17 protein-coding genes are annotated in these 20,048 nt (G+C 73.1%); 3 read left to right on the forward strand and 14 right to left on the reverse strand.

Translation table 11 applies throughout. The annotated features are described in order from the left end of the window. Positions 1–56: 56 nt before the first annotated feature. The 6 genes from phoU to GKE82_RS06785 all read right to left on the reverse strand — a co-directional run bounded on the left by phoU (position 57) and on the right by GKE82_RS06785 (position 5,092). Complete coding sequence (gene phoU / locus GKE82_RS06760; protein ID WP_154732778.1) at positions 57–752, reverse strand: phosphate signaling complex protein PhoU; 696 nt, start codon at positions 750–752, stop codon at positions 57–59. A 16-nt stretch (positions 753–768) separates the two neighbouring features. Then, positions 769–1,599 carry a phosphate ABC transporter ATP-binding protein PstB gene (gene pstB / locus GKE82_RS06765; protein WP_107569809.1) on the reverse strand — a complete coding sequence of 277 codons (831 nt, stop codon included), beginning with the start codon at positions 1,597–1,599 and terminating at the stop codon, positions 769–771. Positions 1,600–1,708: 109 nt separating this feature from the next. Continuing rightward, a complete protein-coding gene (gene pstA / locus GKE82_RS06770; protein ID WP_107569469.1) occupies positions 1,709–2,644 on the reverse strand; it encodes a phosphate ABC transporter permease PstA in 936 nt (311 codons plus the stop codon). A 12-nt stretch (positions 2,645–2,656) separates the two neighbouring features. Next, positions 2,657–3,616 carry a phosphate ABC transporter permease subunit PstC gene (gene pstC / locus GKE82_RS06775; RefSeq protein WP_154732779.1) on the reverse strand — a complete coding sequence of 320 codons (960 nt, stop codon included), beginning with the start codon at positions 3,614–3,616 and terminating at the stop codon, positions 2,657–2,659. Positions 3,617–3,631: 15 nt separating this feature from the next. Beyond that, positions 3,632–4,657, reverse strand: a complete 1,026-nt coding sequence (locus GKE82_RS06780) for a phosphate ABC transporter substrate-binding protein PstS family protein (protein ID WP_158276855.1) — start codon at positions 4,655–4,657, stop codon at positions 3,632–3,634. 60 nt (positions 4,658–4,717) lie between these two features. Continuing rightward, positions 4,718–5,092 (reverse strand): response regulator transcription factor, encoded by a 375-nt coding sequence (locus tag GKE82_RS06785; RefSeq protein ID WP_154732780.1) that lies wholly within the window; start codon positions 5,090–5,092, stop codon positions 4,718–4,720. Between the two features lie 115 nt (positions 5,093–5,207). Between GKE82_RS06785 and GKE82_RS06790 the strand changes: the two genes are divergently transcribed. Continuing rightward, the gene (locus GKE82_RS06790; RefSeq protein WP_107569462.1) at positions 5,208–5,840 is read left to right on the forward strand and encodes a DUF47 domain-containing protein; all 633 of its coding nucleotides are present in this window, start codon (positions 5,208–5,210) and stop codon (positions 5,838–5,840) included. Here GKE82_RS06790 and GKE82_RS06795 read toward each other — a convergent pair. From GKE82_RS06795 to GKE82_RS06805, 3 genes are read right to left on the reverse strand one after another with little or no spacing between them, the layout of a single operon-like run. After that, complete coding sequence (locus GKE82_RS06795) at positions 5,821–7,206, reverse strand: MFS transporter (RefSeq protein ID WP_154732781.1); 1,386 nt, start codon at positions 7,204–7,206, stop codon at positions 5,821–5,823. The genes GKE82_RS06790 and GKE82_RS06795 overlap by 20 nt on opposite strands. 18 nt (positions 7,207–7,224) lie before the next feature. Further along, positions 7,225–8,430 carry an organoarsenical effux MFS transporter ArsJ gene (arsJ, locus tag GKE82_RS06800; RefSeq protein WP_107569458.1) on the reverse strand — a complete coding sequence of 402 codons (1,206 nt, stop codon included), beginning with the start codon at positions 8,428–8,430 and terminating at the stop codon, positions 7,225–7,227. Further along, positions 8,427–9,446, reverse strand: coding sequence for an ArsJ-associated glyceraldehyde-3-phosphate dehydrogenase (locus GKE82_RS06805; protein ID WP_309233473.1), 1,020 nt, complete (start codon positions 9,444–9,446; stop codon positions 8,427–8,429). The genes arsJ and GKE82_RS06805 overlap by 4 nt, the downstream gene beginning before the upstream one ends. A gap of 59 nt (positions 9,447–9,505) precedes the next feature. On the opposite strand from GKE82_RS06805, the gene GKE82_RS30600 reads away from it, so the two are divergent. Both GKE82_RS30600 and arsM read left to right on the forward strand, forming a co-directional pair. Continuing rightward, on the forward strand, positions 9,506–9,811 hold the full coding sequence (locus GKE82_RS30600; RefSeq protein WP_309233474.1) for a metalloregulator ArsR/SmtB family transcription factor: 306 nt from the start codon (positions 9,506–9,508) through the stop codon (positions 9,809–9,811). 4 nt (positions 9,812–9,815) lie between these two features. Next, positions 9,816–10,598 (forward strand): arsenite methyltransferase, encoded by a 783-nt coding sequence (gene arsM / locus GKE82_RS06815; protein WP_154732783.1) that lies wholly within the window; start codon positions 9,816–9,818, stop codon positions 10,596–10,598. 3 nt (positions 10,599–10,601) lie between these two features. Here the strand turns inward: arsM and GKE82_RS06820 are convergent, their stop codons facing one another. The 5 genes from GKE82_RS06820 to ftsH are packed head-to-tail and all read right to left on the reverse strand — an operon-like array spanning position 10,602 to position 20,019. After that, the gene (locus GKE82_RS06820) at positions 10,602–11,747 is read right to left on the reverse strand and encodes a response regulator transcription factor (RefSeq protein WP_154732784.1); all 1,146 of its coding nucleotides are present in this window, start codon (positions 11,745–11,747) and stop codon (positions 10,602–10,604) included. Then, positions 11,748–13,124: a hypothetical protein gene (locus GKE82_RS06825; RefSeq protein ID WP_196189422.1), complete on the reverse strand. Its 1,377-nt coding sequence runs from the start codon at positions 13,122–13,124 to the stop codon at positions 11,748–11,750. Beyond that, positions 13,051–16,296 carry a hypothetical protein gene (locus tag GKE82_RS26815; protein ID WP_230316109.1) on the reverse strand — a complete coding sequence of 1,082 codons (3,246 nt, stop codon included), beginning with the start codon at positions 16,294–16,296 and terminating at the stop codon, positions 13,051–13,053. The genes GKE82_RS06825 and GKE82_RS26815 overlap by 74 nt, the downstream gene beginning before the upstream one ends. Beyond that, positions 16,293–18,014: a hypothetical protein gene (locus GKE82_RS06830; RefSeq protein WP_154732786.1), complete on the reverse strand. Its 1,722-nt coding sequence runs from the start codon at positions 18,012–18,014 to the stop codon at positions 16,293–16,295. Before GKE82_RS06830 ends, GKE82_RS26815 begins: the two co-directional genes overlap by 4 nt. After that, positions 18,007–20,019, reverse strand: a complete 2,013-nt coding sequence (ftsH, locus tag GKE82_RS06835) for an ATP-dependent zinc metalloprotease FtsH (RefSeq protein WP_154732787.1) — start codon at positions 20,017–20,019, stop codon at positions 18,007–18,009. The genes GKE82_RS06830 and ftsH overlap by 8 nt, the downstream gene beginning before the upstream one ends. Positions 20,020–20,048 lie beyond the last annotated feature (29 nt).

Consider the following 20,048-nt stretch of genomic DNA (forward strand, 5'->3'; position numbering starts at 1 on the left):
AGGACCTTGCGAACGTGTGCCGAACCGCACACATCCGCGCACCGGCAACCGGTCGATCAGTGATCGAGGCGCTGCGTGGGGTGCGAGGAGTCCGAGAACTCCCGGAACAGCCCGGTGACGACGAACGCCGTCTGCTCGCCGATGTCGACCGCGTTGTCGCCGATCCGCTCGAGGGCGCGGGCGATCATCGCCATCGTCATCCCCCACTCGCGGGCGTCCTCGTCGGTGCCGATGCGGATCGCGCGGCGGAACAGCTCGCGGTTGATCTGGTTGATCTCCTCGTCCTGGCGCAGGATGTCCTCCGCCAGCCCGACGTCGCGCATCGAGAACGCCTGCCGGGCCTGGACGACCTCGGACCGGGCGAGCTGGCCCATGCGCAGGATCTTCGTCTGGATCTCCTCGTCGACCGGCGGCTCGTGGCCGAGCAACGGCAGGAGCTTGCAGATGTTCACGCACTGGTCGCCCATGCGCTCCATGTGCTTGACGACGTGCAGGAGCGCGGCGACGAGCCGCAGGTCCCCGGCGACCGGGGCCTGCAGCGCGAGCAGCGAGAGGATCGACTGGTGCACCTCGAGGTAGCGGCCGTCGACCCGGTCGTCGTCGTGGATGACCTGGGTCGCCAGCTCGACGTCCTGGTGCTGGAGCGCCTCGAGCGTGCGGTCGATCTGCCCGACGACGATCTGCAGGCCGCCGAGTCCGGCCTCCTCGATGCGGGCGAGCTCCTCGGTGAAGTGCGTGCGCGACTCTGCCATGGGGTCCGACTGGCGCTCAGCCGAACTTGCCGGTGACGTACTCCTCGGTGCGGGAGTCGTCCGGGTTGGTGAAGACCTTCTCCGTCGGGTTCAGCTCGACGAGCCGGCCGATGCGGTTGGACTCGCCCGCCGACAGGTCGACGATGAAGAACGCCGTCCGGTCGCTCACGCGCGCCGCCTGCTGCATGTTGTGCGTGACGATCACGATCGTGTACTGGGACTTGAGCTCGAGCATGAGCTCCTCGATCTTCCCGGTGGAGATCGGGTCCAGGGCCGAGCACGGCTCGTCCATGAGGATCACGTCGGGGGACGTCGCGATCGCACGGGCGATGCACAGCCGCTGCTGCTGGCCGCCGGACATGCCGAAGGCGTTGTCCTTCAGGCGGTCCTTGACGTCGTCCCACAGCGCGGCCTTGCGCAGCGAGGTCTCGACGATCTCGTCCATGTCGCCCTTCATGCCCAGGACGCGCGGGCCGAACGCGATGTTGTCGTAGATCGACTTCGGGAACGGGTTGGGCTTCTGGAAGACCATGCCGACGCGCTGGCGCACGGCGACCGGGTCGACCTCGGGCGCGTAGAGGTCGACGTCGTGGTAGGTCAGCGTGCCCTGGACGGTGGCGCCCGGGACGAGGTCGTTCATGCGGTTCAGGCACCGCAGGACGGTCGACTTGCCGCAGCCGGACGGGCCGATGAACGCGGTGATGTCGTTCTCGTAGAGCGACATGTCGACGCCCTCGACGGCGACCTTGCCGCTGTAGGTGACGCCCAGCCCGCTGAGCTTGAAGATCTCGTTGCGGGTGGCGCCGGGGTCGCGCGTGTCCTTGCGCAGGCCCGCGCTGACGCCCATCTTGGTCTGCGCCGCGGGCGCGGTCTCGCGCTCGGACGCCACGGTGTCCTCGGGAGTGCTCATGTCGGGTCCTTGCGTGGAGTCGAGGTCGTCGGGTTCGGGGTCGGGACTACCACTTCTGCTCATAGCGGTTGCGCAGGTAGATGGCGACGGAGTTCATCAGGATCAGGATGACCAGCAGCACGATGATCGCGGCCGCGGCGAGATCCAGGAAGCCTGCGCGGGCCTCCCCGGTGAACGAGAGGATGGAGATCGGGAGCGCCGTGAACGTCTTGTCGTAGGCGGGGTCGAACAGCAGGAACGACGCGGCGCCGACGAGGATCAGCGGGGCGGTCTCCCCGATCGCGCGGGACAGCGCGAGGATCACCCCGGTCGCGATGCCCGACACGGAGCCCGGCAGGACCTGCTTCCAGATCGTCTGCCACTTCGTCGCGCCGAGCGCCAGCGCCCCCTCGCGGATCGACGGCGGCACGGCGCGGATCGCCTCGCGCGAGACGATGATCACCACCGGCAGCACGAGCAGCGACAGCGTCAGCGCCCCGGCCAGCAGCGTCGGCCGACCGGTCGCGAGGCCGAAGGGAAGCGAGTAGTTCGCGCCGAACAGCTCGCCGCGGACGAAGATCGCGAGGCCGAGGAGGCCGAACACGACCGACGGGACCGACGCGAGGTTCTGGATGTTGATCTCGATGATGCGGTTGATGCGCTTGGTCGGGTCCGCGTACTCCTCGAGGTAGATCGCGGTGGCGACCCCGATCGGGATGATGACCAGCGCGGTCAGGCCCATGAGCCAGAGCGTGCCGAGGATCGCGGCGCGCAGGCCGGCGTTCTCGATGTTGAAGCGCGAGGAGTACTCGGTGATCAGCCCGGTGTCCAGGCGGCCGACGCCGTCCTGGGCGACGCTGAAGATCAGCGCGACGAGGAAGACGACGGAGATCGTCAGGGTCAGGCAGAGCAGCGACAGGAAGATCGCGCCCTTCGTGCTCTCGCCACCCGAGGAGCGGGTGACGGCCTTCCGGGCGATGGTGGTCTCGGCGACGGTCGACATGGCGGTCAGGTCCTACTCGTAGACCTGGCGGTACTTCCGCACGAAGCGGATCGCCAGGAGGTTGAGGGTGAAGCAGATGACGAACAGCGTCATGCCGACGGCGAACAGCGTCGAGTAGCCGATCGATCCCGCCGCGACGTCCGAGCGCGCGGTGTTGGCGATGAACGCCGCCATGTTCTGGTGGCTGATCGTGAGGTCGAGGCTGAGGTTCGGCGCGTTGCCGGCGGCCAGCAGGATGATCACGGTCTCGCCGATGGCCCGGGAGGCGCCGAGGACGAGCCCGGCGACCACGCCGGAGAGGGCGGCCGGGAAGACGACCTTCATCGTCGTCTGGCGCTTGGAGGCACCGAGGCCGGCGGCGCCCTCGCGCAGCGAGGCGGGGACGGCGGAGAGCGCGTCCTCGGACACGGAGGCGATCGTCGGCAGGACGAGGAAGCCGAGCACGATGCCGGCGCTGAGGCCGTTGAAGATGTTGACGTCGAGGCCCAGCCAGCCCTGGAGGAACGTCTTGGTGAAGTACTGCAGGGCGAAGAAGCCGAACACGACGGTCGGGATGCCGGCGAGCAGCTCGATGACCGGCTTGAAGACCTTGCGGATCCGCGGCGAGGCGTACTCCGCGAGGTAGACGGCGACGCCGAGCCCGAGCGGGATCGCGACGGTGAGAGCGATGCCGGTGAGGTACAGCGTGGACCACAGCAGCGGCAGCACGCCGAAGGACTGCGACTCGCCGCCCGCGAGCGGGTTCCAGTCGGTCCCGAAGAGGTAGTCCCCGACCGGGACCTCCCCGAAGAACGAGATCGTCTCGCGGACGAGCGCCGCGAGGATCAGCACGGTGATGAGGATCGACAGACCGGCCGCGCCGGCGAGCAGGAGCTTGATGCCCTGCTCGCCGACGGAGCGCGGGGTGCGCTGGCGCACGAGCGAGATGCTCGTGGCGCCAGGGCGGCCGACGACCTCGGGTCCTGATGCCATCGGCCCGGTCCTTCCCTACTTGAGGTCGGCCGCGGTGACGGGCTTGCCTGCGTCGAGGCTCGCCTGCGAGGCGGTCTTGAGCTCGTCGGTGAGCGGCACGTAGTCGGCCGCGCGGACGATCTCCTCGTTGTTGTCCAGGACGTACTGGAGGAAGCCCTTGACCTCGGGCTTGGCCAGCGCCGCGACGCTCGGGTACATGAAGAGCGGCCGCGAGAGCGGGGCGTACTCGTTGGACGCGATGGTCTCGACCGTCGGCTCGACGCAGCCGTTGCCGCCGTCGACCTTCAGGATCTTGACCTTGTCCTTGTTCTGGTCGGCGAACGAGAAGCCGACGTAGCCGATCGCGCCGTCGGTGCCCGAGATGCCCTGGATGATCTGGTTGTCGTCCGCGGACGTCTCGACCTTGTCGGTGCGCTGCTCGGCGTCCGTCTCCAGCACCGTCTCGGTGAAGAAGTCGTACGTGCCGGACTCGGTGCCCGGGGTGAACGCGGCGAACTCGGTGTCGGGGAACCCGTCACCCAGCTCGGAGTAGTTGGCGACCTTCGACTTCGGGTCGAGGAGCTGCTTCAGCTGCTCGGTGGTGATGCAGTCGTTCGGGATCGCGAGGTTCGGGTTGGCGATGACCGAGAGGCCGTCGATGCCGACCTGGACCTCGACCGGCTCGACGCCGCCCTTCTCGCACGCCTCGAGCTCCTCGGCCTCGATCCGACGCGAGGCGTCGGCGATCTCGAGCTCGCCACGGCAGAACTTGTCGATGCCGTCGCCGGTGCCCACGCCGCCGACCGAGATCTCGGTCGAGGCGCCGCCGCCGGTGAAGCCCTCGTTCGCGGCCTCGGCCACCGGCTGCACCGTGGAGGAGCCGTCGATGCGGATGCTGCCGCTGAAGCTGGACAGGTCGGCGCTGCTGCCGCCGTCGGCCGTCTGCTCGGAGTTGGTCCCCGTGCCCCCGGCGGTGGTGTCCTCGTCGTCGTCGCCACAGGCGACGACGCCGAACGCGAGCACGCCACAGGCGAGCGCCGCGGTGATGGAACGTGACCTCACTGCTTCTCCTTTTGGTTGTTCATGCGCTCGGCAGGCTCCCAGCGGGCCCGCCGGAGTCTGTTACCGAGGTGTGCCCTCGTTGTGAAAAGGGTGTGAATCGCTCGTGATCGGCTCGAGCTCGAGGCGGTAGCCGAAGCCCACGTGCGTGTGGATCGAGCGCACGCCCGGAAGCGCCTCCTCGAGTTTCACGCGCAGCTTGTGGACGTAGACGTCGACGCTGCGGTCGCCGCGCCGCAGCTCCGTCCCCCAGACCTGGCGGTACAGGTCCTCGCGGCGCACGATGTGGCCGGCACGGCCGACGAGCGCGACGAGCAGGCCGAACTCGCGGACCGAGAGCATGAGCGTCCGTCCCGCCGCGTGGGCCAGGCCCTCCGCGGGTCGGACCTCGAGCTCGCCGACGCGCAGGACGGGATCGGGGGAGGCGGCTGCGTGCATCGCGGCGATCCTCCACGCGCGGGGACCGGCGGCCTGTGACCGAGTCGTGAACCGGATGTGAAAGACCGGTGAAACGGCGTGGTCCGCGCGCGGCGTGGCGCCTAGGGTCGCGGGGATGCCACTCCTGCTGCGCCGTGCCGCGCCCGACGAGGAGCTCCTGCGGCTCCTCGAGGAGTCCGGTCGCAACGTGCAGCGCGCCGGTCTCCTGCTCCGCGACCTCCTCAAGGACTACCCCGAGCACGACGAGCTCGCGCGCGAGCTCATCCTCTGCGAGCACGAGGGCGACCGCATCACCCACGACATCATCCACCGTCTCAACGGCGCGGCCCGCCGCCGGCGTCCGGCGTTCGACCCGGCCGACATCCACGCGCTCGCCACCGCGCTCGACGACGTCGTCGACTACGCCGAGCAGACGGCGGACGAGCTGTCGGTCTACCGCGTCGAGGCGCCGATGGAGCAGGCGGTCGCGCTCGCCGACGTCCTCGTCGGCGCCGGCGAGCAGGTCGCGCGGGCGCTGCGCTGCCTGCGGACGGGCAGCGACATGGGCACGCACCTCGTCGAGATCCACCGGCTCGAGAACGAGGGCGACCGGCTCGAGCGCGACGGCGTCGCCGCCCTGTTCGTCGGCGGGATCGACCCCATGGCCGTGATCCGCTGGAAGGACATCTTCGCCTCGCTCGAGGCCTCCGTCGACGCGTGCGAGACCGTCGCGCACGTGCTCGAGGGCATCACGCTGAAGCGGCGCTGACCCGCAGGCCGCGCAGCAGCGGCCACGCGAGCGCGGCCCCCGCCAGCGCGACCACCGTGGCCGCGAGGAAGATCGCGTCGAGCCCGTCGACGACCCCGGTCGCCGGGTCCGGTGCGCCGGCGACGCGATCGGAGAACAGCACGCCGAGCGCGGCGATCCCGGTGGCGATGCCCAGCTGACGGAACGTGTTGGTCACGCCGGAGGCGAGGCCCGCCCGCTCCGGCGGGAGCACCGCGACCATCGCCGCCGCCAGCGCCGGGCTGATCACGCCGATCGCCAGGCCGCCGACGACGAGCCCCGGGAGCAGGACCTCCCATCCGGAGCCCGGCTCCACCGCCCGCAGCAGCAGCTGCGCGAGCGCGATCAGCAGCAGTCCCGCCACCAGCGGGACGCGCAGCGGCAGTCGACCGGTCAGCCGGCCCGACAGCGGCGCGACCGCGAACAGCACGAGCGTCAGCGGCAGCAGCCGCAGCCCCGTCCCGGTGGGCCCGTGGCCGAGGACGTCCTGCAGGTAGATCGCCAGGTAGAGGAACAGCGGGTACAGCGCCAGCGACTGGGCGAACGCGACCACGAGCGTGCCCGTGAACGCCGGGACCCGGAACAGCGCCGGAGGGAGCATCGGGTCGGGATGGCGCCGCTCGGCCAGCACGAACAGGACCGCGAGCGCGCCCGCCGCCAGCAGCGCCCCGACGACCGTCGGCGCGCCCCAGCCGTCGGCGTGCGCGCGGACGAGCCCGAGGGTCAGGGCGAACGCCGCCGCGCCGAACAGCACCATCCCGGGCAGGTCCGGCCGCCGCGGTCGCGGGTCGCGGGACTCCGCCACGACGCGGAGCGTCGCCCGCACGAGCAGCAGCCCGACCGGCACGTTGAGCCAGAAGACCCAGCGCCAGCCCGGACCGTCGACGAGCAGCCCGCCGACCACCGGTCCGAGGGCCAGCGCCGCGCCCGTCACGGCGCCCCACACCGCCAGCGCGAAGCCGCGCCGCTCGGGGCCGAACGCGTCGGCGAGCAGGGGCAGCGACGTCGCGAACATCGCGGCCGCCCCGATCCCTTGCGCCCCCCGGGCGAGGTCGAGCGTCGTCGCGTCCGGGGCCAGCGCGCACACGACCGACGTCGCGACGAACGCGAGCAGCCCCCAGACGAACACGCGCCGGCGTCCCAGCCGGTCGGCGAGCACGCCCGCCGTCAGGAGGGTCGTGGCGAGCGTGAGCGCGTACGCGTCGATCACCCACTGGACCTGCGCGAAGTCGGCGCCGAGGTCGTCCGCGATCGCGGGCAGGGCGACGTTCACCACGGTGACGTCGAGCAGCAGCAGCGCGGTGCCCGCGGAGACCGTCGTGAGGACCTGCCACTGCGCCCGCGTCATCACGGCACCGTATCCCGGTCAGACGGCGGGCTGCACGCCTCCGCGGGTGCGCGCCGAGCGGGGCAGCGAGAGCGACAGCGCGCCCGCCGCGAGGACGAACCCGGCCGACAGCCACAGGCACGCCTCGAGGCCCTGCCACTGGTACACGACGCCGGAGAGCACGGTGCCGGAGAGCCGGCCGAACGCGTTGGCCATGTAGTAGAAGCCGACGTTCATCGCCACCCGGTCGCCGTCGGCGTAGGCGAGGATCAGGTACGAGTGGACCGCGGAGTTCAGCGCGAAGACCACGCCGAACACGATCAGCCCGGCCACCAGGACGACCGCCGGGTCGACCGCCGAGGCCAGCGCCGCGGCGATGCCCGCCGGGAACGCCGCGAGGACGAACGCGAGGATCGCGGCGCTGCGACCGTCCGGCGCGCCCACCCAGCGGGGCGCCGACGCCTGCACGGTGCCGTAGCCGATCACCCAGACGGCCAGGAAGGTGCCGACCTCCCAGAAGCTCCAGTCGAGCTCCGTGCGCAGGAAGACCGGGAGCGCCACGACGAACCAGACGTCGCGGCTGGCGAAGAGGAAGACGCGAGCGGCGGCGAGCCGGTTGACGGCCCGGTTCTGCGACAGCATCTGCCGGAACTTCGCCTTCGCGTCCGGGCGGCCGAGCTCCCCGTCCATCAGGACGACCACGGCGACCAGCGCCGTCGCCACGATCGCGCCGAGGATGCCGAGGGCGGCGCGGAACCCGACGAGCTCCAGCAGCGCGCCGCCGAGGAAGAAGCCGAAGCCCTTCAGCGCGTTCTTGGAGCCGGTGAGGACCGCCACCCAGCGGTAGAGCGACCCCTCGTCGGGCACGACGAGCTTCACCGCGCTCTTCGAGCTCATCTTCGTGAGGTCCTTCGCGATCCCGCTCAGCGCCTGCGCGACCATCACGTAGGCGACGACGAGCCAGGCGTCGGGTGCCAGCGCGAGCATCCCGAGCGCCAGCAGCTGCGTCCCGAGGCCGGCCAGCAGCGTGCTGCGCAGCCCGAACCGGGCCGCGACCCAGCCGCCGACGAGGTTCGTGACGATCCCGAAGACCTCGTAGAAGAGGAACAGCGAGGCGACCTCCAGCGGCGAGAAGCCCCGCTCGTAGAAGAAGAACAGCACGAGCATGCGGCTCGCGCCGTCGGCGATCGTGTCCGCCCAGTAGGCCCCGGTGACGAGGACGTAGTTGCGCAGGTCGCGGCTCATCGCGTGGCGGACCCGGCGGCGACGATGCCGGCGAGCTCGACCATCCGGTTGACGTAGCCCCACTCGTTGTCGTACCAGGCGTAGACCTTCACCTGGGTCCCGCCGATGACGCGCGTGCAGCCCGCGTCGACGATCGCCGACCGCGGGTCGGTGCGGTAGTCCACGGAGACGAGCGGGCGCTCCTCGAACCCGAGGATCCCGTGCAGCCGCTCACCGGGGGCGGCGGCCGCGGCGAGCAGGCCGTTGACCTCCTCGACGGTCGTCGCGCGCTCGACCTCGAGGACCGCGTCGGTGAGCGAGGCGTTCAGCAGCGGCACGCGCACGGCGAGGCCGTCGAGCCGGCCCTGCAGCTCGGGGAGGATCAGGCCGATCGCCGTGGCGGAGCCGGTCGAGGTCGGGATCAGCGACTGCGACGAGGAGCGCGCGCGGCGCAGGTCCTTGTGGGGCGCGTCGACGATCACCTGCGTGTTGGTCAGGTCGTGCAGCGTGGTGATCGAGCCGTGGCGGATCCCGAGCCCCGCGTGGAGGACCGCGACGACCGGGGCGAGGCAGTTCGTCGTGCAGGAGGCGGCGGTGACCACCCGGTGCACGGCGGGGTCGTAGCGGTCGTCGTTGACGCCGACGACGACGTTCAGCGCGCGATCGTCCTTGACCGGTGCGGCGACGACGACCGTGCCGACGCCGGCGTCGAGGTACGGCGTCAGCGTGTCGATCGTGCGGAAGCGGCCGGTGCACTCGAGCACGATGTCGGCGTCCCACGCGACGGCGTCCGGGGTCGGGGCGGACGTGTGCGGGATGCGGTGGCCGTCGAGCACGAGCGTGTCGCCGTCGGCGCGGGCCTCGCCGGCGTAGCGGCCGTGGACGGAGTCGAACTGGACGAGGTGCGCGGAGGTCGCGGCGTCCCCGTGGAGCTCGTTGACGTGGACGACCTCGAGGTCGTCGCGGTCGGCGAGGACGCGGAGCGCGAGGCGCCCCATGCGGCCGAGGCCGTTGATGGCGATGCGGGTGGCGGGCACGGCGCGCAGCATAACCAGATGGTTTTGACATCACCAGATCGTTATGCGAATCTTCACGGGTGCCCGCCGCCGCCGTCGCCGCCGACTGCTGCACCCCCGTCGTCCCGACGCTCGACGACGACGCGACGGGCCGGCTCGCCCGGATCGCCAAGGCACTCGGCGACCCGACCCGGCTGCGCATCGTCGACGTCGTCCGCGCCGCGGACGAGCCCGTCTGCCAGTGCGAGCTGCTGCCGCTCTTCGCGATCTCGCAGCCCGCGCTGTCCAAGCACCTGAAGGTGCTGGTGCAGGCCGGCGTGCTCGACGCGCGACGCAGCGGCACCTGGACCTACTACTCCCCGCCCCCGGCGGGCTGCAGGAGCTGACCTCATGGCTGACGTGACCGATCCCGACACCATCCGCGAGCAGGTCCGTGAGCGCTACGCCGCCGCGGCCCGGGCCAGCGCCACCGGCACCGACGTCGGCGCGAGCTGCTGCGGGCCCGCCCCCGTGCTGCTCACCGACGACGCCGGCACGCAGGTGTTCGGCGACGCCCTCTACGCGGACGCCGACCTCGATCCCGCCGCCGCGGACGCCGTCGGCGCATCGCTGGGCTGCGGTGTCCCGACGGCCGTCGCCGACCTGCACGAGGGCGAGACCGTCCTGGACCTCGGCTCCGGCGCCGGCACCGACGTCCTCATCAGCGCCCGGCGGGTCGGCCCGACCGGCCGCGCGATCGGCCTCGACATGACCGACGAGATGCTCGAGCTCGCGCGCCGCAACGCGGACGCCGCCGGGGTCACGAACGCCGAGTTCGTCCAGGGGCACATCGAGGAGATCCCCCTCGCGGACGCGAGCGTCGACGTCGTCATCTCCAACTGCGTCATCAACCTTGCCGGTGACAAGCAGCGCGTCCTGGACGAGACCGCGCGGGTGCTGCGCCCGGGCGGCCGCTTCGCCGTGTCGGACGTCATCGCCGACCCCGACATGGACGAGGCGACCCGTGCCGACATGGCGCAGTGGACCGGCTGCATCGCCGGGGCGCTCACCCAGCAGCAGTTCCGCGACAGCCTGGCCGCCGCGGGACTCGTCGACGTCGAGATCCGGGAGACCCACCGCGTGCACGAGCACGCCGCCGCCGCGATCGTCCGTGCCCGCAAGCCCGCCGCGTGACGCTCAGGGGCGCGCCGCGTCGCGTCCCTGATCGGTCGCCGCCGGACCGAGCACGACGCGCTCCGGGGACAGGCGGTAGCCGATCCCGAAGTGCGTGTGGATGAACACCCAGTCCGGGCACACCGACGTGAGCTTCGTGCGGACCTTGCGCACGAACACGTCGACCGAGCGGTCGCGGTAGGTCATCGGCCCGCCCCACACGAGGTCGTACAGCTCGGCACGCTGCACCACCCGGTCCGGCCGACGCGCCAGCTCGTGCAGCAGCTCGAACTCGCGGACGGTCAGCGGCACGCGCCGGCCCGCCGCCAGCGCCGTGAACTCGGCCGGGCGCAGCTCCAGCGGCCCGACCGCGAACGGCTCGTCCGCCGGCGCGCTCACGACCCCTCCTCCGCGTCCGCGGCACCCTCCCTGCTTGTCGAAGCCGCAGCGGAACGTCTCCGGCGTCCCGACCGGTCGGGCGCCCGCGAAGCCGCCCTTGTCGCCGTTGTCGTAGACCGTGACGTACTGGAGCGTCTCCGGCCGCGGGTTCGCCGGCTCGGGGACCGGGTCGGGCTCCCCCGTCTTGGGGTCGCCGCGGGAGCCGTCGCTGACCCCGGTCGACCCGGCGGCGCTCGAGCCCGCCGCGGTCGTGATCAGCGTCGCGCTCATCTCGCGGCGGTCCTTCAGGCCGTCCGTCGGGTCGATGTCGATCGACGCCGTCGTCTGCGAGTCCCCGATCGTCGACGCGAGCTTCACGCGCGCCGCCGCCCCGATCAGCTGCGCGGCGGTCGGGAGCCAGCCGCCCGCGTCCACGCACGCCTGCGTCGCGAAGAAGTAGTCGTTCTTGCCCTGGTCCTCGTTGGTCAGCGGGAACGGCGAGGACTGCAGGCACCAGGTCCCCAGGTCCACGGTCTGCGGATCGCAGCTGCCCGTCAGCTGCTCGTCGGTCTTGCCGCCGACCCGGTCCGCGGACCGCGCGCTCGCCACCTTCGGGATCGCGCGCGCCGGGAAGCGCGCGTTCTTGTCGAGCTTCAGGACGCTGTTGGGCTTCGGGCTCGAGACCACCCGGGCGATCGACGACCGGGCCGCGTCGGCGAGGCCGGTGGTGGACGCGACGAGCGCGAACGTCGCGAGGACGAGCGCGGCGCGCGCGACGGACGGGGTGCGCATCTAGCGGGTTCTCCGGTGTCGGGTGCGGGGGTCCAGCGGATCGGGTTCGACGCGGGCGACCGCGACGGCGTGCTCGGCACGACGGTTGCGCCGCCGCAGCCCGGGCCGCACCGAGGCGCCCGCGAAGGCGGCCAGCAGCACGATCCCGAACACGAACGGCCCGTACGGGACCGACGGTCCCTCGTCGACGTCGTAGGCCGCGAACGCCTGCGAGGACTCGGGCGCGAGCTCCTCCTCGCGCTTCTCCTCCAGCACGCGGATGACCGCGCCACCGGGCGGGATCGGCCGGCCGAAGCCGCCCGCGGGCGGCGGGGGCGGCGCCGGCACCTGGGCGCGCGTCAGGTCGCGCGCGGGCGGCACCTCCGTCGGCGGGGCCGCCGGCGGCAGCGGCTGCACCGGCGGGACCGCCTTGACGGCGGGGGCCGGGGTCGGCGGCGCCGAGGGCGCCGGCGGCGGCGGAGGCGGTGCCACGGGAGGCGGCGCCGCGCCCGCCGGGGCCGGCGCCGGGGCCGCGGCGGGCGGCGCGACCGCCGGGGCGGCCGGTGCGGTGAACCGCGTCGGGTCCAACGGTCGCGTACCGCACGGACGCTGGACACTGCCCGCCAGCACACGGACCTGTTGCGTGAAGGCCAGCCCGCCGGCTCCGACCGTGACGGTCGCCGTTCCCGGGTTGAAGGGGCAGAGCAGCGCGCTCGACGCGTCCGTGACGACGCGGTCGTCGGCGCCGATGAACGGCTTGCGCAGGTTGGTCGACGCCGGGTCCTGACGGACGAAGTCGGCGATGTCCCGATCCGAGCTCGCGAACTGGTACTCCGGGACGATGCGCGTCGCGCATCCCGGCCCGGTGCACGGGGCCGGAGGGAACGCGGTGTACGGGTCGCCCCCTGGCGGATTCGGGTTGCCGTCGGCTCCGGACACGTCGCCCCACCGGTCTCCGGCGACGGGACGCCGCCCGAGGCCTTGGAAGAGCGCGGGACGCGAACGACGCAGCAACGTGCCATCGATGGCCTGCAGTGCCAGATCGTCGACGACCGGGATGAGGCGAACCCCCACGGGGGCACGGTTCGTGACGGGATCACGATCGCGCACGGCGACCTGCGCGAGCAGGAATCCGCTGTCGCCGAACAGCGCATCGGGCGCGTCGGTCGTGTTGGACAGGGGCGAGCGGTAGCCGAGCGTGCCCGTGCCGAACGCCGGGATCTGCTGCTGCGCGCCCGCCGGGATCGAGGACGTCCGGTTCTCCTCCGGGCGATCGAAGAAGTACGCCGACGCTCCCCCTTCCACGAGCAGGCGCGCGATCTCGTCACCGTCCGAGGCGACGTTCAGCGCCGGCGTCGTGCGCGTGTTCAGGTCGCGCGACCCGACCACGACGCTCACGACCCCGGCGTCCCGCGCCGCGGCCAGCTGCGCGATCAGCCACGGACGCTGAGGCTCCGGCGGGTTCTGGTGCGGGTCGCTGGCGGCGAGCGACCCGGCGCTGTTGTCGATGACGATGACCCGCACCCGGCCGGTCGGCCCTGCGGACTCGAAGGCGTAGTGGGTCGCGGCCCCGTTCGGTCCTGCGCCGCCGAGCGGGTCGACACCGGGGGCGGGGGGCCCCGGTCCCGAACGGCGCACCGAACCCGGCGAACGCGTCCCGGAAGGCCGCGGTCGTCCCCGTCTCGGCGTCGCCCGCCGACACGGCCGGGAAGACCGGGAGCTCCCCGGTGCCGGCCAGCAGCGCGGCGTAGCGGGCGGCCTCGGCAGGCCGCTGTGACATCCCGGTCCCGGGCCGGGTGCGGCCGCCCGTGTACAGCAGCGCCCGCGGGCCGTTCGGGCGTCGCGCGAGCGCCCCCACTCGGGCGATGGTCGTCGCCAGCATCCGATCCGGCGCCAGGTCCTGGCCCGCGAGGTCCGCGCACTCGCGCTCGCACTGCGCGTGGCCCGCGACGGCGAACGTCACCGTGTTCGGGTCGAGCGGCACCTCGCTGATGCCCGCTGCCGGCGGCGCGTTCGCCGCGGAGGTCCCGTAGCGGAGGATCGCCGCGGTCTGCACGCGCTGACGGTTGAGGCGCCCGGTGGCATTCCGTCCCGAGGACCCGCGGCCCGCGCTGTCGAACTCCCCGCTCCAGCCGCCGACGGCCCAGCCCTCACCGGTGGGCGAGAGATCGAAGGCGGCGACCGGGTCGGGCTTCGACGGCCGGTCGGCGCTCGCGCCCGCAAACGCCTGACGCTGCTCGTCGCTCCACCCGTTCGCGGTCTCGCGGAGCACGTAGCCGTCTCCGGGAAGCGGGATCGGCGGGAGGATCGGCGCCGGCACGTTCGCGTCGGGTTCCGGGAGGGTCTCCGACGGCGGATACGCCAGCCGCGGGACGACCGAGAGCACGGGCCGCACGACCTCGCCGTCCCGCACGGCCGCCGCGGCGACCGCGGTGAGGCCCGGGAGCGGCTGGTCGGCGAACCGCCACGGAGCGCCGGCGCGATCGCGCACGAGCACGACCTCACGCCCGGCGGCGACCGCGCCGCCGTCCGGCAGCCCGGCGACGGTCAGCAGCTTCACCTCGGCTCCAGGAAGGGTCGCCAGCAGCGCACGCACCTGCTCGTCGACGCGCCAGGGACCGCCGTCGCTGACGAGGAGATCGCCGCCGGCGGCGACGAGCGCCTGGGCACCCGCGAACGTGACCGCCGTGAGGTCCCGCGTCGCGACGTCGGCCGGCACCGGCTCCTGCGTCCAGGTCTTGTCGTAGCGCAACAGCGTGCCGCCCCGTCCGACGGCGTACCCGCGGAACGTGGAGCCCGGCTGGAACGCGACCCCCATGAGATTCGCCTCGAAGCCCACCGGGGCGGCGGGGTCCCGCTCCCACAGACCGGTCTCGGCGCGCCACAGCCACATGGCGCCGAGGTCACCGACCGCGTAGGCGCGCCCCGCCTCCGGCCATGCGACCCCCCGGAGCGTCGGGCTCGTGACCGCCCCACTGGAGGTCAGCAGGAACTCGCGGACCCAGCCGCTGCCCGGGACGTGACGGGCAACCGCTCCAGAGGCGCCGACCGCCAACGCCTGAGTGCCGAGATCCCCGGGGGGCGCGCCGGGTTGGTGCACGACCGCGGTGAACGGCGACCGCACCGCGACCGGCCACGGGCGCAGGGCGCTTCCGCGCGGCGCCCGCGACACGCGGACCGGGCCCTCGAGCCAGCCGTCCTCGGGGCTGCGGAACGCCGCGGAGCGACGCAGGTTCCCGGCCGCTCCAGGGCGCCGGCGGAACGTGGAGCCGTCGAGGACGACGTAGGTCCCCAGGTTGCTGTCCTCGTCGCCGCCCGGACGCAGCGGGTTGGTGATGACCCGTCCCGGAACACCGTCGGTGGCGAACGCGAGCGACCGGTAGCCCGTACGACGGGAGAACCGCAGGCCGAGCGGGTGTTCGCACACCGCCTCGCCACCATCGTCGCGCGCATCGCACCAGCTGCCCGTGACCGCTCCGGCGCCACCGTCGGCCTCCGGGTCGAATCGCACGGTCCAGTCCAGCTCGGTGTCGCCGGCGCGGAGGCTGCCGTCCACCCAGACGCCGTCGGTGTCGACGGTCAGCGTCTGCTGGAGCCCACCCCCCAGCGGCGCGATCGCCGACAGGCCGCGGTCCGGGTCGGCCGCCTGCGCGAACGGCGTCCCGACGAGAGGGCGCTCCTGCCAGCGCGGCCCGTCGCGCGTCACGCGTCGCTCGAAGAGGACGATCCCTCGAGCCGGGTCCTCGTCCGTCCGCGCCACGAACCAGGCGTTCTCGGGTCCGGTCGCGTCGAGCGCGATGATCTCGAACTCGGCGTCCGATGCGGCCGGGACGTCGACCGGCTCACGGGACCACGTCGTGCCGTCGAAGCGCAGGATCGCGTCCTGGACCGGGCGACCGCGGGGCGCGACCACGACGTTGGTGCGCTCGCCGTCCTCCCAACCCGCGACCGTGGCTGCGCCCAGCCCCTGGTCGCCGGCCAGCACCTCGGCCGGATCATCGGGCTGCGGATCGCCGCCGGCCAGCAGCACGTCCGGTCCCGGAGCCGGGACGTCGCGGAAGCGGCCCCCGGGATCGCGCACCAGGACGTGGGTCTCGTCGCCCGCGGTGAGCGTGCCGAGCGCACGACCGAGGACGAAGCCGCCACCTCGCGGCAGGACGCGGGCCGCCCGCACGTTCGGCGTGATTCCCCGTGAGGGCCGGCCGTCGCGGCCGAGCGGCGTCTGGACGACGCTCCAGGAGGAGTCGTCGGTGGCACGAAGGAAGGCGAGCTGCGGGTCCGGGCGGATCCCGGCGCCGGGAGCGCCGAAGGTCGCCTCGTCACCGGCCGCTGCGGGCGGCGCCGCCGTGGACGGCAGCACGCGGTACGCCCACGTCTCGCCGGGGAGCCCGCCATCGGTGACGCTGCCGAGGAGCACGGTGGCCTCGTCGGCGCTGCCGAGCACGGGCTGGGACACCACAGGCCCGGCGGCGGCCTGCGGACGCGCGGACGGCACGAGCACGGCACCGCCGACGGTCGCGAGTACGAGGGTGCCGGCGGCGGCAACCCGGAGGACGCGACGACGCCTCACGGGATCCGCCGCGTGGTCACGGTGTCACCGGTGGTCACGGTGTCACCCGTGGTCACGGTGTCATCGCCTCCGGTGGAGGCGTCGGGTGCCGGGCGCGACTCGTCGGGCGTCACGAACGCGAGCTTCGTCGGGTAGCGGCGGCGGCTGAGCTGCAGGCGGAGCGAACGGTTGCCAGGTCGGAGCGTGCGGGCCTTGACGCGCCCGACGACCTTCCCCCGACGTGTCGCCACCAGACCGACCCGCCCGGTCCGGGTGACCCGGAACGAGACGATGAGCACGAGCTTGCGGGTCACCCGCGAGCGGACGCGCTGGAGCAGGGGCTTGGCCGCCTGCACCACGGTCGTCGGGGGCGCGACCGGCTGGACCGCCTCCGCGGGCGGCGGCGCGAACAGCTGGGAGTCATCGACGGGCGGAGCGTCCGGGACGAACTGCTCCGCCGCCTCGTTCGGTCGCTGGTCGATCCGCGACGCGAACGCCGGGTCGGTGTTGCGCGCTCGGGGCGCCCCGTCGGTCAGGTGGAAGATCCAGCCGGCGACGGTCACCATCCAGCACTCGTCGACCGCCGGGCAGGCGACCCGCGCCGCCGCCCCACGGCCCGAGCCGGCGACCGGGAGCCGCGTGATCTCGGCACCACCGTCGGCGCGGAGCGTCACCACCCGCGCCTTCGCCGTCGTCTGGCTCCGCTCGGCCGCCGTCGCCGCCGCGACGAGCGCGTCCGGCGAGCCGGGGCGCGAGGCGACGTCGAGAAACAGCTCGTCAGGCTCGAACAGCGCCTGGTCGAGCGGCAGCTCCTGCCATCCGGCCGGGGCCAGACGGACGGCGAGCGGCGGACGCGCGGACGGCGGGTCCCCGACCGACGCGGGGCCCGAGGTGGCACCGCCGCCGACCGCCCAGACGTCGTCGCCGTCGTGCGAGACCGCGAGGAGCTCGCGCCCCTCCGCGTCGGCGGGCGTGGCGCCCACCGTCGCGTAGGACTCGTTGCGGAACCCGGTACGGCCCGGTCCGAACGAGCGCAGCAGGCGCGGTCCGAAGGGCTCGGGCGCCGCGAGGTCGGCGCTGGCGGGATCGCCCGGGCGTCGACCCACGAGCCGGCTGGAGAGGAAGCGGTCCCCGACCCACTCGAGGTCGCTGACCCCACGTCCCTGGGGGTCGTAGACGGTCCGCAGGTCGGCCCCGTCCCAGTGCAGGAAGAAGGCCCCGACACGCTGCCCCGTCGCGTCCTGCGATCCGCTTCCTCCGAACCAGCAGTCGTCCGGCCCGTTGCAGGCGGCCGACGTCATCTGGCGGAACGGGTCGGCGGCGCCGTCGGCGGTCGAGAAGGACCCGACGACGACCCCACCCCGGAAGCGACACAGGGCGAGGCCCTGCCCCGCCCGGGGTCGGCTCGGTTCGGTGACGACCCAGAACTCGTCCGGCCCCGCCCATGCGATGCGGGACGTGTCCCCGGAGCCGCCGCAGACGGTGGAGAGCTGCCGCCACTCGACGCCGTCGTAGAAGAACAGGCCGCGCGGAACCGCGCCGTTGCCCTCGACCGAGAGCAGCCCCCGGTCGGGCGCGTAGAAGTCGAGGTCGCCGGGCGCGCCGAGCGGCACCTTGAACGGCGCCCCGGCGGGCGGCGCGGGCTGCTCCAGGCGCCAGGTCGGCTCGGCCTGCGCGGCCGCCGGGAGCAGCAGCGCGAGCCCGGCGAGGGCCGCGGCGATGTCGCGGCTCCTACGCACCCCGCTGCGGGTCCTCGTCGCGAGCGGGCTCCTGCGGCGGGCGGGCCGCGGTGATGTGCCGCAGCTCCTGCACCGGCATCGGCGTGACGGTCGCGAGCACCGCGTCGAGGGCGTGCCCGGAGAGCGTCTCGTGCTCGAGCAGGGCGCGGGCGGTCTCGTCGAGCGCCTGGCGGTTGCGGTCGAGCACGTGCTCGGCGCGCGCCTTGGCGTCGGCGACGATCCGCTCGACCTCGCGGTCGATGAGGTCGAGGGTGGCGGCGCCGACCGAGCCGAGGTCCTGCAGCGAGGCGCCGAGGAACACCTGGCCCTGCTTCTCGCCGATCGTGACCGGGCCGAGCGCGTCGCTCATCCCGTAGGAGGTGACCATCGAGCGGGCGATCGCGGTCGCCGCGTGGAGGTCGTCGTGCACGCCGGTGGACAGGCAGCCGAACACCATCTGCTCGCCGGCGGCGCCGGCGACGATCGACACGAGCTGGCGCTGCAGGTCGGGCTCCTGCTGCACGACCGCGTCGCGATCGCCCATCATCGCCGCGGAGGTGCCGAGCTGGCGGCCGCGGGCGACGACCGACAGCTTCTGCGCGACGACGGTCTGGCCGACCGCGCGGGTGACGACGGCGTGGGAGGACTCGTGGATCGCGATCAGCCAGCGCTCGTGCTCGGTCAGCGCGTGCGGCTTGGCCGGCCCGGCGATCACGCGGTCGATCGCCTCCTCGAGCGTGCGCTGGTCGATCTTCTCGCGGCCCTCGCGGACGGTCAGCAGCGCCGCCTCGTTCATGACGTTCGCGAGCTCCGCGCCGGAGAACCCGGGCGTCAGCTTGGCGATCTCGCCGAGGTCGACGTCCGGGGCCAGCGGCTTCTTCGAGCCGTAGAGCCCGAGGATCGCCTCGCGGCCGAAGACGTCGGGGGTGTCGACGGTGACCTGGCGGTCGAAGCGGCCGGGGCGCAGCAGCGCGTCGTCGAGGATGTCCGGGCGGTTCGTGGCGCCGAGCACGACGAGACCGGCGTCGCCGCCGAAGCCGTCCATCTCGACGAGCAGCTGGTTGAGCGTCTGCTCGCGCTCGTCGTTGCCCTGCCCGATGCCCGCACCGCGCTTGCGGCCCGCGGCGTCGAGCTCGTCGATGAACACGATCGCGGGGCTGGCCTTGCGGGCCTTGGCGAACAGGTCGCGCACGCGCGCCGCGCCGACGCCGACGAGCGACTCGACGAAGTCCGAGCCGGACATCGAGAAGAACGTCGCGTCGGCCTCCCCCGCGACGGCCTTGGCAAGCAGCGTCTTGCCGGTGCCGGGAGGGCCGACGAGCAGGACGCCCTTCGGGGCGCCGGCGCCGAGCGCCACGTACTTGCCGGGGTCGGCGAGGTAGTCGCGGATCTCGCGCAGCTCGGCGACCGCGTCGGGCACGCCCGCGATGTCGTCGAAGGTGACCTTGTGGGCGGTGCCCTTGCCCTTCTTCTTGCCCTTGCGCCCGATGTTCGAGAACGCGGCGATCCCGCCCGCGCCGCCGTCGTTCATGAGCTTCGTGAAGAACGCGAACAGCGCGACGAGCAGGAGGATCGGGACGAGGAACTGGACGATGACCTGGCGCTCGCCCTTGAAGGACTGCTGGTCGACGGTGACGGCGGCGCCGCCCTCGTCGAGCGTGCGGAACAGCGACTGGGTCTGCGCGTTGGACGCCGGGTAGGGCGCGTAGAGGCGCAGGTCGCTGCGGGTGCGCACAGCGACGACGGAGTCGTGGTCCAGCAGCGTCGCGTTGGTGATCAGGCCCGCCTCGGCGAGGTTGACGACCGCCGACAGCGGCGCGCGCTGGCCCGGCGACTCCGGCCGCGTGGAGTCCAGCAGTGAGAAGAACGTGATCGTCAGCGCGATCGAGGCGAGCAGCAGGAAGGTCGCGAGCAGGTCCCGCAGCAGGAACGTGCGCAGCGCGGTGCCGACGTCCTTGGCGACGGTGAGAACGGGGTTGGACCGCTGCCCGAGGTGCGGGCGGCTGCTCTTGCTGGGCTGACTCATGAACGTCCTTCGTGTGGATGGAACGACCG

It is taken from the genome of Conexibacter sp. W3-3-2 (assembly GCF_009707605.1).
In the GTDB taxonomy this organism is placed as follows: domain Bacteria; phylum Actinomycetota; class Thermoleophilia; order Solirubrobacterales; family Solirubrobacteraceae; genus Paraconexibacter; species Paraconexibacter algicola.

Bases quoted from the DNA above. Each gene is read 5' to 3' on its own strand.
- phoU (WP_154732778.1), bottom strand. From the start codon at position 752: ATGGCAGAGTCGCGCACGCACTTCACCGAGGAGCTCGCCCGCATCGAG.
- pstB (WP_107569809.1), bottom strand. From the start codon at position 1,599: ATGGGCGTCAGCGCGGGCCTGCGCAAGGACACGCGCGACCCCGGCGCC.
- pstA (WP_107569469.1), bottom strand. From the start codon at position 2,644: ATGTCGACCGTCGCCGAGACCACCATCGCCCGGAAGGCCGTCACCCGC.
- pstC (WP_154732779.1), bottom strand. From the start codon at position 3,616: ATGGCATCAGGACCCGAGGTCGTCGGCCGCCCTGGCGCCACGAGCATC.
- GKE82_RS06785 (WP_154732780.1), bottom strand. From the start codon at position 5,092: ATGCACGCAGCCGCCTCCCCCGATCCCGTCCTGCGCGTCGGCGAGCTC.
- GKE82_RS06790 (WP_107569462.1), top strand. From the start codon at position 5,208: ATGCCACTCCTGCTGCGCCGTGCCGCGCCCGACGAGGAGCTCCTGCGG.
- GKE82_RS06795 (WP_154732781.1), bottom strand. From the start codon at position 7,206: ATGACGCGGGCGCAGTGGCAGGTCCTCACGACGGTCTCCGCGGGCACC.
- arsJ (WP_107569458.1), bottom strand. From the start codon at position 8,430: ATGAGCCGCGACCTGCGCAACTACGTCCTCGTCACCGGGGCCTACTGG.
- arsM (WP_154732783.1), top strand. From the start codon at position 9,816: ATGGCTGACGTGACCGATCCCGACACCATCCGCGAGCAGGTCCGTGAG.
- GKE82_RS06820 (WP_154732784.1), bottom strand. From the start codon at position 11,747: ATGCGCACCCCGTCCGTCGCGCGCGCCGCGCTCGTCCTCGCGACGTTC.
- ftsH (WP_154732787.1), bottom strand. From the start codon at position 20,019: ATGAGTCAGCCCAGCAAGAGCAGCCGCCCGCACCTCGGGCAGCGGTCC.